Source organism: Pseudomonas sp. A125 (assembly GCF_055409485.1).
Genome location: NZ_JBUZVP010000012.1, coordinates 98,774 through 111,268, shown reverse-complemented (window position 1 = coordinate 111,268; position 12,495 = coordinate 98,774). Strand labels below are relative to the sequence as shown.

General features: G+C 62.5%; 9 protein-coding genes. 1 reads left to right on the top strand and 8 read right to left on the bottom strand.

The annotated features are described in order from the left end of the window. Position 1 precedes the first annotated feature (1 nt). From ACZRN6_RS17975 to urtA, 8 genes are all read right to left on the bottom strand, one after another. Complete coding sequence (locus ACZRN6_RS17975) at positions 2-523, bottom strand: GNAT family N-acetyltransferase (protein WP_322143033.1); 522 nt, start codon at positions 521-523, stop codon at positions 2-4. 9 nt (positions 524-532) lie between these two features. Next, positions 533-835 carry an urease subunit gamma gene (ureA, locus tag ACZRN6_RS17970; RefSeq protein WP_003217383.1) on the bottom strand — a complete coding sequence of 101 codons (303 nt, stop codon included), beginning with the start codon at positions 833-835 and terminating at the stop codon, positions 533-535. Positions 836-1,010: 175 nt separating this feature from the next. Then, positions 1,011-1,850, bottom strand: a complete 840-nt coding sequence (locus ACZRN6_RS17965; RefSeq protein ID WP_464008424.1) for an urease accessory protein UreD — start codon at positions 1,848-1,850, stop codon at positions 1,011-1,013. 30 nt (positions 1,851-1,880) lie between these two features. After that, positions 1,881-2,579: an urea ABC transporter ATP-binding subunit UrtE gene (gene urtE / locus ACZRN6_RS17960; protein ID WP_003217380.1), complete on the bottom strand. Its 699-nt coding sequence runs from the start codon at positions 2,577-2,579 to the stop codon at positions 1,881-1,883. Positions 2,580-2,695: 116 nt separating this feature from the next. Beyond that, positions 2,696-3,556, bottom strand: a complete 861-nt coding sequence (gene urtD, locus ACZRN6_RS17955) for an urea ABC transporter ATP-binding protein UrtD (RefSeq protein ID WP_416152056.1) — start codon at positions 3,554-3,556, stop codon at positions 2,696-2,698. Next, complete coding sequence (urtC, locus tag ACZRN6_RS17950) at positions 3,553-4,632, bottom strand: urea ABC transporter permease subunit UrtC (RefSeq protein WP_063033353.1); 1,080 nt, start codon at positions 4,630-4,632, stop codon at positions 3,553-3,555. The genes urtD and urtC overlap by 4 nt, the downstream gene beginning before the upstream one ends. Next, positions 4,632-6,134, bottom strand: a complete 1,503-nt coding sequence (gene urtB, locus ACZRN6_RS17945; protein ID WP_322143036.1) for an urea ABC transporter permease subunit UrtB — start codon at positions 6,132-6,134, stop codon at positions 4,632-4,634. Before urtB ends, urtC begins: the two co-directional genes overlap by 1 nt. Positions 6,135-6,276: 142 nt before the next feature. After that, positions 6,277-7,542: an urea ABC transporter substrate-binding protein gene (gene urtA / locus ACZRN6_RS17940; protein WP_088425954.1), complete on the bottom strand. Its 1,266-nt coding sequence runs from the start codon at positions 7,540-7,542 to the stop codon at positions 6,277-6,279. A 244-nt stretch (positions 7,543-7,786) separates the two neighbouring features. On the opposite strand from urtA, the gene ACZRN6_RS17935 reads away from it, so the two are divergent. Then, positions 7,787-12,361, top strand: a complete 4,575-nt coding sequence (locus tag ACZRN6_RS17935) for a DUF4329 domain-containing protein (protein WP_464008423.1) — start codon at positions 7,787-7,789, stop codon at positions 12,359-12,361. The last annotated feature ends 134 nt before the right edge of the window (positions 12,362-12,495 follow it).

Sequence of the window (12,495 nt, the reverse complement as noted above, 5' to 3'; positions counted from 1 at the left end):
GTCACTCCTTGGGCGGCGCAGCGCCAGGGTTGAGCGTCAGTTGCATGAAGGTCAGGTCCAGCCAGCGGCCGAACTTGGTGCCCACCTGGGGCATTTGCCCGGTGGTGACGAAACCCAGGCGCTCATGCAGGCGGATCGAGGCCTGGTTGCCGCTCTCGATGGCGGCAACCATCACGTGTTTGTCGCAGGTTTTCGCCCGTTCGATCAGTGCGGCCATCAACAGGGGGCCGAGGCCCTTGCCGCGCTGGTCGCTGCGCACATACACCGAGTGCTCGACGGTGTGGCGAAAGCCTTCAAAAGGCCGCCAGTCGCCGAACGAGGCGTAGCCGGTGACCTGCTCGTCTTCGACGCTCACCAGGACCGGATAAAACTGCGCCTGGCGCGCACTGAACCAGGCCTGGCGGTTACCCAGGTCTATCGGTTGTTCGTTCCAGATCGCCGTGGTGTTGAGCACCGCGTCGTTGTAGATGTCGCGAATCGCCGGCAAGTCGGCGTGCAGCGCATCACGAATCAAAAAAGACATGGCCGGGCCTCAGGCGATGGGTTGGTGGACGGTGACCAGCTTGGTGCCGTCGGGAAAGGTCGCTTCCACCTGGATGTCCGGGATCATTTCCGGGATGCCTTCCATCACCTGTTCGCGGGTGAGCAGGGTGGTGCCAAAGTGCATCAGCTCGGCGACGGTGCGGCCATCGCGGGCGCCTTCCATCAGCGCAGCGGAGATGTAGGCGATGGTTTCCGGGTAGTTGAGCTTCACACCGCGCGCCAACCGCCGCTCGGCCACAAGGCCTGCGGTGAAGATCAGCAGTTTGTCTTTTTCCCGTGGGGTCAGGTCCATCGTTCAAAGTCCTTCAAACTACATTCATAAAAACACGGAAGATCCAATGTGAAAGCTGCTTTATGTGGGCGCTGGCTTGCCTGCGATGCGGGCGACTCGGTATGTCTGATGTACCGAGGTGATGCCATCGCGGGCAAGCCCGGCTCCCACAGGGAACAGGGTCAACGTTTGATCTTCATGTGCTCCAGATTCTCGGTGATAGTGCCTCGCGGCCCAAGACCGCCGGGCGCAACAGGCGCCACAATTCAATCAACCAACCCCGTGCCAACAACGCTTCACCCGCCAGGCAACGGGCTACCAGAAAACCGGGCAATTGGGTCAGGTCGCCGCGTACGTCATGGGGCAGCGAGCGGCATTGTTCGAGCAGTTCGGGGTCGATGTCGCCGGTCACCAGCAAGGTCGCAAACACCGGTTGCCCATCCAGCCCGATGGGCGAGTCGAGCAAACCGTCGGCGCCCACAATGCGCTGGCGCTCATGCCAAATCAACTGGCCGTCGCGGCGGATATCCAGGTGCGACTGGAAGTGCCCCAGCTCGAACCGTTCACCGCTGGCGGGGCGCCCAAGGGCGACTACGTCCCAGTAAAACAGCCGGGCATCGCCTTGCAGGTCTATACGGGTGGTGAGTTCGGCCTGGGCGGCGCTGAACACGATGGTTTCCTGTGGCAGCCATTCCAGGGTGGCGCCGGCCTCAACGGTCAGCTCCAGCTTCTGGTAGGCCGGGCCGCCGGCGCGGTACCACTTGGCGGCGCCCGGGCTGGTCAATTGCGCCCAGGCCCCTTCGGCAACGTGGGCGGTGATGTCGAGGCGATCACCGCCGGCAATCCCGCCAGGAGGGTGCACGATAATGTGCTGGCACACCTGGGGGCCTTCGGCGTACAGGTGCTTTTGCACCCGCAGCGGGCCGAGGTGGCGGCGCATCACCGGGCGCGTGGTGTCGCCAAAACGCGCGTAGCCGAGTTCCAGCTCGGCGTGCCAGCTGGGGGTGAACAGCGCAGTGGGTGCAGGTAGAGTCATCGTCAGTGCTTATCGTTAGGAGGCTACAGGTTAGATCGTAACGAGCCCGCGCACACCCTCGCTTTCCATATTTTCTCCACGCCCCTGCTGGACGATTTCGCCCCGGGACATCACCAGGTACTGGTCGGCCAATTCGGCGGCAAAGTCGTAGAACTGCTCCACCAGCAGAATCGCCATGTCACCGCGTGCTGCGAGTTTTTTGATCACCGCGCCGATCTCCTTGATCACCGAAGGCTGGATGCCTTCGGTGGGCTCGTCGAGAATCAACAGGCGCGGGCGGCTGGCCAGGGCGCGGCCGATTGCGAGTTGCTGTTGCTGGCCGCCGGACAGGTCGCCGCCCCGGCGTTGCTTCATTTGCAGCAGCACCGGGAACAGCTCGTAGATGAAAGCTGGTACTTCCTTGGCCTCCGAGCCTGGAAAGCGCGACAGGCCCATCAACAGGTTTTCTTCCACCGTCAGCCGGCCAAAAATCTCCCGGCCCTGGGGCACGTAGGCAATGCCGGCGTGTACGCGCTGGTGCGGCTTGAAGCCGGTAATGGCGCGGCCTTCCCAGTTCACCGCGCCTTCCTTGGCCGGCAGCAAACCCATCAGGCACTTGAGCAAGGTGGTCTTGCCCACGCCGTTGCGGCCCAGCAGGCAGGTGACTTCGCCGACTTTTACCTCAAAGGAAAGCCCGCGCAGGATGTGGCTACCGCCGTAGTACTGATGCAGCTTGTCGACTTGCAGCATGTTCAAAATCTCCTCAATTCCTTGTGGGAGCTGGCTTGCCTGCGATACAGGCGACTCGGTGTATCAGTTGCACCGTGTCGATGCCATCGCAGGCAAGCCAGCTCCTACATAAAGCATCAGCGACCGAGGTAAACCTCGATCACCCGCTCATTTTCCTGCACCTGTGCCAGCGACCCTTCGGCCAGCACGCTGCCCTGGTGCAACACCGTCACGTGGTCGGCAATCGCGCCGACAAAGCCCATGTCGTGCTCCACCACCATCAGCGAATGCTTGCCCGCCAGGCGCTTGAACAACTCGGCGGTGAACTCGGTTTCGGCGTCGGTCATGCCGGCCACCGGTTCGTCCAGCAGCAACAGTTGCGGGTCTTGCATCAGCAACATGCCGATTTCCAGGAACTGCTTCTGGCCGTGGGACAGCAAGCCGGCCGGGCGATTGACCGAGGCGGTCAGGCGGATGGTGTCGAGGACTTCACTGATGCGGTCTTTCTGCTCGCCACTCAAGCGCGCCCGCAGGCTGGCCCACACTGACTTGTCGGTCTTTTGCGCCAGTTCCAGGTTTTCGAACACGCTCAAGGCTTCGAATACCGTGGGTTTCTGGAACTTGCGACCGATGCCGGCCTGGGCGATCTGCACTTCGCTCATGCTGGTCAGGTCCAGGGTTTCGCCGAACCAGGCCTTGCCGTGGCTGGGCCGGGTCTTGCCGGTGATCACGTCCATCAGCGTGGTCTTGCCCGCGCCGTTGGGGCCGATGATGCAGCGCAATTCGCCGACGCCGATGTACAGGTTCAGGTCGTTCAACGCCTTGAAACCATCGAAGCTGACGCTGATGTCTTCCAGGGTCAAAATCGTACCGTGGCGAGTGTTGAGGCCCGTGCCGGCGACTTGCCCCAGGCCAATGGCATCACGGCTGGTGCCTTGGTCTTTGTTCGGTTCAAGGATAGGTTCGAGCATAAATTCGGCCGTCGCGGTGATTCTCATTGGTCGCCCCTTTTCTTCAGCAGGCCGATCACACCCTTGGGCAAGTACAGGGTGACGATGATGAACAGCGCGCCGAGGAAGAACAGCCAGTATTCAGGAAAGGCCACGGTGAACCAGCTCTTCATGCCGTTGACCACACCGGCGCCCAGCAGCGGGCCGATCAATGTTCCGCGACCACCGAGCGCCACCCACACCGCCGCTTCAATGGAGTTGGTCGGCGACATTTCGCTGGGGTTGATGATGCCCACTTGCGGTACATACAGCGCACCCGCCAAGCCGCACAACACCGCGCTCAACACCCACACAAACAGCTTGAACCCACGCGGGTCGTAGCCGCAGAACATCAGCCGGTTTTCCGCGTCCCGCAGCGCCGTCAGCACCCGGCCGAACTTGCTCTGCGCCAGGCGCCAGCCGATGTACAGGCTGGCCACCAGCAACGCCACGGTGGCCACAAACAGCACCGCCCGGGTGCCCGGTTCGGTGATGCCAAAACCGAGGATGCTACGGAAATTGGTAAAGCCGTTATTGCCGCCAAACCCGGTCTCGTTACGGAAGAACAACAGCATCCCGGCAAACGTCAGGGCCTGGGTCATGATCGAGAAGTACACGCCCTTGATCCGCGAGCGGAAGGCGAAGAACCCGAACACCAGCGCCAGCAAACCTGGCGCCAATACCACCAGGCACATGGCCCAGAGGAAGTGGCTGGTGCCGGTCCAGTACCAAGGCAATTCGGTCCACGACAAAAAGGTCATGAACGCCGGCAGCTCGTCACCCGAGGCCTGGCGCATCAGGTACATGCCCATGGCATAGCCGCCCAGCGCAAAGAACAAGCCGTGGCCGAGGGACAACATGCCGGCGTAACCCCACACCAGGTCCAGCGCCAGGGCGACGATGGCGTAGCACAGGATCTTGCCCACCAGCGTCAGGGTGTAGGCAGAAACGTGCAGCGGATTTTCCGGTGACAACAGGGAAAACAACGGCAGCGCCAGCAGCAGGATCAAGATCACTGCGCCGACCGCGACGGTCACCTTGGGGCCGGCCTTTTGTGCGGCCGTGAGCATCAATGGCTGGTTCATCAGTCGATCACCCGTCCTTTCAGTGCGAAGAGTCCTTGCGGGCGTTTCTGGATGAACAGAATAATCAGCGCGAGGATCAGGATCTTGCCGAGTACGGCACCGATTTGCGGTTCGAGAATCTTGTTGGCTATCCCTAAGCCGAAGGCGGCCATGACGCTACCGGCCAGTTGGCCGACGCCGCCGAGTACCACCACCAGGAACGAGTCGATGATGTAGCTCTGGCCGAGGTCCGGGCCGACGTTGCCGATCTGGCTCAAGGCAACGCCGCCCAGGCCGGCGATCCCGGAGCCCAGGCCAAAGGCGAGCATGTCTACGCGCCCGGTGGGCACGCCGCAGCAGGCGGCCATGTTGCGGTTCTGGGTGACGGCCCGCACGTTGAGCCCCAGGCGCGTCTTGTTCAGCAGCAGCCAGGTCAGCACTACCACGCACAGCGCGAAGACGATGATCACGATGCGGTTGTACGGCAGCACCAGGTTGGGCAACACCTGGATCCCGCCGGACAGCCACTCGGGGTTGGCCACTTCAACGTTCTGCGCACCGAACACCAGGCGCACCAGTTGGATCAGCATCAGGCTGATGCCCCAGGTGGCGAGCAGGGTTTCCAGCGGGCGGCCATACAGGTGACGAATCACCGTGCGTTCCAGTGCCATGCCGATGGCCGCGGTGACAAAAAACGCCACCGGCAATGCGATCAGCGGGTAGAACTCGATTGCCTGGGGCACGTAGCGCTGCATCATCAACTGCACCACATAGGTGGAGTAGGCGCCGAGCATCAGCATCTCGCCGTGGGCCATGTTGATCACGCCGAGCAAGCCGAAAGTGATCGCCAGGCCGAGCGCGGCCAGTAGCAGGATCGAGCCCAGGGACATGCCGCTGAAGGCCTGGCCGAGGATCTCGCCGATCAGCAGTTTGCGTTTGACCTGGGCCAGGCTGGTCTCGGCGGCGGTGTGCACCGTGGCGTCGGCTTCGACGCCGGGGGCGAGCAAGGCTTCCAGGCGAGTACGGGCCAATGGGTCGCCGGTGCCGCCGAGCAAGCGCACGGCAGCCAGGCGCACGGCCGGGTCGGTGTCCACCAGTTGCAGGTTGGCCAGGGCCAGGCTCAAGGCGACGTGCACGTCGTCATTGGTTTCGCCGGCGAGCTGTTGGTCGAGGAATTTCAGCTGCGCAGGTTGTGCGCTTTTTTGCAGCGTGAGGGCTGCGGCGAGGCGCACCTTGGGGTCAGCGGCGAGCAGTTCCTGGCTGGCTTGCACGTTGTCGATCAGGCCGCGCAGGCGGTTGTTCAGGCGTACGGTCTTGGTTTCGCCGTTGACGCTGATCTGGCCTTGTTGCAGGGCGTCCACCAGCTCGATGCGTGCCGGGTCAGGCTGGGCGGCCCAGTCCTGGAGCAGCTTGGCTTGTTGCATCGGGTTGGCGGCAAGGAAGTCTTCGGCGTCGCTGGCGTGTGCGGCGAAGGGCAGCAACAGCAGGGCGGCGAGGATGAAGCGGTGGAGGGCAGTGGGCATATTCTTGGGCCTTGCTCGAACAAATGTGGGAGCTGGCTTGCTTGCGATAGCGGTGCATCAGACCTGTCGAGGTATCCGCATCGCAGGCAAGCCAGCTCCTACAGGGTTTGTGTCGGCATCTCAGATGCCGACACCCCTTGGATCAGTTGCTCTTGACGGCGTAATCCGGCTTCTTGTCATTCCCCGGAATGTACGGGCTCCACGGCTGCGCGCGGATCGGTTCCTGGGTCTGCCACACCACCGAGAACTGCCCATCGGCCTGGATCTCACCGATCATCACCGGCTTGTGCAGGTGGTGGTTGGTCTTGTCCATGGTCAGGGTGAAACCGGACGGCGCGGCGAAGGTCTGCCCGGCCATGGCCTCACGTACTTTGTCGACGTCGGTGGACTTGGCTTTCTCAACCGCCTGCGCCCACATGTGGATGCCCACGTAGGTGGCTTCCATCGGGTCGTTGGTCACGGCTTTATCCGCGCCCGGCAGGTTGTGGGCCTTGGCGTAGGCTTTCCAGTCGGCCACGAATTTTTTGTTCACCGGGTTCTCCACCGACTGGAAGTAGTTCCAGGCAGCGAGGTTGCCCACCAGTGGCTTGGTGTCGATGCCGCGCAGTTCTTCTTCACCCACAGAGAAGGCGACAACCGGAACGTCGGTGGCTTTCAGGCCCTGGTTGGCCAGCTCTTTGTAGAACGGCACGTTGGAGTCGCCATTCACGGTGGAGATCACGGCGGTCTTACCACCGGCCGAGAATTTTTTGATGTTGGCCACAATGGTCTGGTAGTCGGCATGGCCGAACGGGGTGTAGACCTCTTCGATGTCTTTGTCCGCTACGCCTTTGGAATGCAGGAACGAACGCAAAATCTTGTTGGTGGTGCGCGGGTACACATAGTCGGTGCCCAGCAGGAAGAAGCGCTTGGCGCCGCCGCCTTCTTCGCTCATCAAGTATTCCACCGCCGGGATCGCCTGCTGGTTGGGCGCCGCACCGGTATAGAACACGTTCGGCGACATCTCTTCGCCTTCGTATTGCACCGGGTAGAACAGCAAACCGTTGAGCTCTTCGAACACCGGCAATACCGATTTACGCGAGACCGATGTCCAGCAGCCGAACACCACGGCAACCTTGTCCTGGGTCAGCAACTGCCGGCCTTTTTCCGCGAACAGCGGCCAGTTCGAGGCGGGGTCGACCACCACCGGTTCGAGCATCTTGCCGTTCACGCCGCCCTTGGCGTTAATCTCGTCGATGGTCATCAACGCCATGTCTTTAAGCGAGGTCTCGGAGATGGCCATGGTCCCGGACAGCGAGTGCAGGATGCCGACCTTGATGGTCTCGGCGGCCTGTACGGTCCAGGTCATGCCCATGGCGGCGATGGACGCCGACAGTGTGAAAGCCTTGATCAAGCTGCGACGCTTCATTGTGCAATCTCCATGACTCAATGGTGTGATGCAGGAGTGATTGCAAAGGCTGTGCCGAGGCGCGCAATCGTGGTGCACCGGCGCGAGGCTTGGGTCAACGGTGCGCCTGTCGCACCAGTACGGCGCCTTTGGTGCAGGTGCGTGCACGCTTTCGCACCTTAAAGGTGCCGGTACTTACCTACCGCCGCTACACCTTGATGGGCGCTGAGAATGGACACTGACGATGCCCATCCAAGGAGTTTTCATGGCGATCCGATTATCCCGCGAACTACGTGCTGCCCAAGCCCACCGCGGCGCGGCGCGCCTGCCGCCCCTCAGCGCGGCGTTTGTGCACGAGGCGGATGCCGCCTACTGGGCGCACCGCAAGATAGGGGCGCGCCGCGACCGCGAGTACGGCGGCGTGATTGTGAAAAACCCCGACGGGCTGTACTTCGCCACCGAGCCGGTACCCGGGGATGCGATGCAATTTGACCTGTTCAAAGTGCTCGCCGTCAGCCCGGAGGGTTACTACCAGCACCCCAGGGGCTACACCTGCGTGGCCAGCTATCACTCCCATCCTTCCCAGCATGAGCGGATTGAGCAGCGCAACCGCTCGTTTGATACGCGGATGGTCAAGGCTTTTTTGGGTTTCTTTTCAAATACGGACTTTACCCACGACGTGGATGACCGGGCGTTTTTCCCGGCGGCCTATCTTTCCGGGCCCGACGGTTCGCTGCTGCGTTATGCGCCCAGCGGGTCCGACGCCGAACGCAGTTTTGCCTTATGGATCCGGGCAGGAAAACCGGCGCGCAATCCTGTGGGGGTCTATGGCCCGTTCAGCGACCTGGTAAAAAAAGTCTCGACCTTGGGCGAGTTGAACCTGGTGGTTCCAACCGCGCTATGGGGTGGCTCCCACGGCAAGGTACCGGCTGACTGGGTGGTGTTTGAACCCTTCAGTTCCACTGCGTTGACGGGCATGCCACTGTTTACGCCCGTGCAGGACCAGGCCGCCAAGGCCATTCGCCTTGCCCGGGCAGATGGCCCCGAGGCAGGCGTGGTGCTCAAGGCCCATGGCAAGGAGCAGTACATCGCCACACTGGGGCGCCCAATGGACCCGCGGCGTGCGTACATGCCGCAGTTGTTTGCACTGGGCAAGCACGACAAACCGCTATTGCCCGACGGTTATGAGCTGCTGGGGTTGCTGACGCCCGGCGACGTCCCTTCCTCTGCGCTGCCGCCTCAAGAGGCCTGGCTGTATCAAAATTTCTTCGCGCCCCGGGACCTGGCTTTGGGTATTCACCAACTCAGAACATCGGGATTGTTGAACCCGGAAATTGGCTTGTCGATCTACCATCCCTGTATCGAGCGGACATTGCTCAACTATCGCTGTTCCTTCGGCGAGGCCGAAACCGCGTTGTTCAGGGTTGATGCCGACGGTACCGTGACGGATAACGGGTTCGACACGGCGTTGCTCAATGGCACGCTCAGCCCACAGGATTTTATCCGGCGGGTGGCCAATGCCGGGCAACTGAGTGTTGTACGCAGCACCGTGATGTGGGGGCCACGTGGCCAGGTAGGTTCTGATTGGCGGCCCTATCCGGCATTTCCCAGGCCGGGGTTGAGCGAGGTGTTTTTATCCGCCGACGACGCAGCGCGTTACGCCCATGCCCGCGTGGCACAGCAGCGTGATCGCGAGTTTGGCGCATTGATACTCAAGACCGCCGAGCAGCGTTATGTGGTCACCGACCACCTGCAAACCGGTGCCAACCCGTTCGCGTTCGAGGGCTTTTACCCGGTGGGGCCGGACAATTCCATGCGTCTGCTGCCCGTCGGCCATCAGGTACATGCCTGGTTTGGCTCCCACAAGGCGTTGTCCATGAGCGACCCGGCGCAGGCCGCACGTTTGAACTGGAGCGCAGATGAGGCAGACCTCAATGCGCAGATGTTTACCGACGCCGAAGCCTACCGTGTTCTCGGCCGTACGCTGGCGGCGTACTTGTCGGGTGCCGAAGACAGCCTCGTGGTGCTGGAGCCCACCGGTTCCGGCGGGGAAGCTTTATTACGCTGGAAGGAGGCCGAGCTGGCGGGCGCCAGTGCCATTGCCAAAAGCCTGGCCGACGGTACGTTGAAGCCTTCGGGGGTAGTGCGTGAACTGGCCGGGATCAGTGGCGTGCGGGTGGTGGAGGGCAACCGGCTATGGGGGCCGCCGCGCAAGCTTGGCGCCGACTGGCAGCCCTCCATCGCGGTGCTCGGTTATGAGCGGCCCGGTCAGGTCGCCTATGGCGCGGTGTTCGGCGCCTCCGACAGCGCGGCCCGTGATGCGCTGGCCCGGCCATTGCAGAACTATCCCACGAGCCAGGCGTTTTTCCTGTTTATCCTCAAGCATGACGACAGGGATGAATACGTGGCCAGTGAGCGGGTGCCCGACGATGGCCGGCGCACGGCCTTTGCACTGTCGAGCCTGTTCAACGGGGCGGCCGTAGCGCCAGGGTTTCACTGCCATGCATTAATGCACGGGCAGGCCTGGCTGGGGGAGCGCTTGTCTGCGGCCGACCAATGGTTGAGTCGCCATTTCATCCTGCCGCCAGCGCTTTACGATGGGGTGGAACAGGCCAAAAAGCTCGGCCGCCCCGGCGCCCGATTGCCTGTGTATTTTGCTACCGAGCAAGGCGCCTTGTTGCGTTGCCGGTTGCCGTACGAGTCCACAGCATTTGCCCTCCAGGACGGTGGTAGCGGGCCCGAAGATTTTGTCCGTTCGCTGGGCATCGGCACGCTCACGGCGCTGGGTTTTGTAAACCGGCTCATCCACGACAGCGAATTGGCAGTGGTGCAGACCAGCCCCTGCTGGGACCGGGTCGGCCCCGTTCACAGCGGCTGGAAGCCTTACGCCCACCTGCAGCGTCGGCACCTGAGCCCGGTGTTTATCAGCATGGACGACGCGGTGCGGGCGATGCAGGCGCGTATCGGCCAGACCCGTGAGCAGGCGTATGGCGGGTTGGTACTGCGGCGCGATGACGGCGGGTTTTTCGCCACCGAGCCACTGGTGGTGCCTGGGGATGACTTCGATCAGAACTGGATATTGCCCGACGAAATGGCTACCCAGGGCTTGTACACGCCGCGCGGCGTGGTGGTGGCGCGCTACCACTCGCGGCTTTACCGTGAGTGGCCGTTTGCGCTGTCGGCGCAACACAAGCAGGTTTACGGCTGCATGTTTTCTACCCGCTCCCTGGCACCCCTGGCATTGACGGCAAGCCAGCGCCTGAGCGAATACCTGTTGGCGCCGGACGGTGCGCTGCTGCGGCTGTCGCCCCGCAGGTTGACCGTTGATGAGCACATCTTGACCAACAGCCTCAAGGCGCCGGGCCGGGCACCGGATGATTGGCAAAAAAGCCCGATGGAACGCAACCTGCGTAGTGGCCAACTGAGCCCCACCGAATACGTCAACCGGGTGGCCAATACCTTCGATGTGCAAGTGGTGGTGGGCAGCCCGTTGTGGGGCATGCCGGGCCAGGTGCGGGGCTGGCAGCCTTATACCGCGTCTCGGCTTGCACCGGCTGGCTACGTCGAGGCCCGCGCCGAGCCTGGCGTGGGGCCCGTGTGCTTGACGGCCGATGATGCGGCCCGGCACCTGCATCGGCAGGTGGTGCGGCGCGATTCACTGGCCTTCGGCATGCTGCTCAAGTCATCGACCGCGCAGCGTTTTGTGGCGACCCTGCCGGTGGCAGACGACGGCTCGAAGTTCGCCCATCGACGGGTGTTCAGCGACGCGGGCTACCCCTACGGTCATGAGTTGGCCGGGGTGTATTTTTGCGTGCCGAGCATCGATGATTTTCATCCGCCGGGCCCCAACGAGGTTTTTTGGCAAAGTTATTTTTCTCCGGTAGCCCTGGCATCGGCCCTCAGTGCATTGGCGAGCTGGCAGCCCGGGGCGCAACTGCCGGTCTACGTGTCCTGTGCCGACGGCGCGTTGCTGCGATTCACACGCTCGGCGCTTGGCTCGGCGGCGGAGTTGGTGCGCAAGGCGCCCCGCGATGTGATCGCCCTGCGCACCCGCAGCCTGTTGGCGCGTGAGTACATCGCCAGCCTGGCGAGCAGCGGCACATTGACCGTGGTGGTGCCCAGTGCCACATGGCGTATAGCGCCTGGTCGCCCGTTGCCGGTTGCCCTGGGGCCGTTGTTCAGCCACGGCGAAGACGCGGTCCTGGGGAATGTGCGTCAGGTGGGCCTGTTTACCGACAAGGCTTACCTGAGTGCAATTTTGCAAGGCAATGGGGCTGACAGCTACGTGGCGTCTTTGCCGCTTCAAGATCAGGCTTACCCATCAACGGTGGTCGAACAGCTATTTTTCACCACCCGGGGCACCGGCAGCCTGGTGGGTACAGTGCCGATATTTGCGCCGGGGTTTGCGATTGTCGCCGCCCATCAGGTGTATCGAACGGCATTGCATGAGCTGGCCTACGAGGGAGAGGCGCTCTTGCGGGCGCACTTTGTGGCCTGGAAGGAAATGGCCTTCTACGCCTACGTGCTCAAGCACACCCGCGGCCTTGCCATTGCGCACTATTACCTGACTACACGTGACGGTGCCTTGTTGGGCTACCAGCCCGATAACTCGGTCGAGGAAGCCGACCTGTTCGGCGGCCCGTCACGCTGGAACGCGGTTGACGGCCTGCACATCGACCCGCGCAAGTTGAGCCATTTCATCACCGAATTGACACGTAACGGCCGACTGCGCGTACTCAAGCGTGGCCCGTTCTGGAGCCGTTCGGGCGTGTTGACCTCGGACTTGAACCGGGTGATGGCGGTGGGTGATGGGGGTATTCGCGACCGCGACGAGCTCTGATTGCGCAACTGACAGCCAGTCTTCGGGTGCGGTCAGCCCGATACGTACGACGTTATCTATATAACGGTTTATTCCGGCCAAGCCACTGACAATCAAGCCTTCTGGCGCGCTCCGATCCCGGGGCGCGACGCCAG

Coding starts and splice junctions, on each gene's coding strand:
- ACZRN6_RS17975 (WP_322143033.1), bottom strand. CDS start 523: ATGTCTTTTTTGATTCGTGATGCGCTGCACGCCGACTTGCCGGCGATT.
- ureA (WP_003217383.1), bottom strand. CDS start 835: ATGGACCTGACCCCACGGGAAAAAGACAAACTGCTGATCTTCACCGCA.
- ACZRN6_RS17965 (WP_464008424.1), bottom strand. CDS start 1,850: ATGACTCTACCTGCACCCACTGCGCTGTTCACCCCCAGCTGGCACGCC.
- urtE (WP_003217380.1), bottom strand. CDS start 2,579: ATGCTGCAAGTCGACAAGCTGCATCAGTACTACGGCGGTAGCCACATC.
- urtD (WP_416152056.1), bottom strand. CDS start 3,556: ATGAGAATCACCGCGACGGCCGAATTTATGCTCGAACCTATCCTTGAA.
- urtC (WP_063033353.1), bottom strand. CDS start 4,632: ATGAACCAGCCATTGATGCTCACGGCCGCACAAAAGGCCGGCCCCAAG.
- urtB (WP_322143036.1), bottom strand. CDS start 6,134: ATGCCCACTGCCCTCCACCGCTTCATCCTCGCCGCCCTGCTGTTGCTG.
- urtA (WP_088425954.1), bottom strand. CDS start 7,542: ATGAAGCGTCGCAGCTTGATCAAGGCTTTCACACTGTCGGCGTCCATC.
- ACZRN6_RS17935 (WP_464008423.1), top strand. CDS start 7,787: ATGGCGATCCGATTATCCCGCGAACTACGTGCTGCCCAAGCCCACCGC.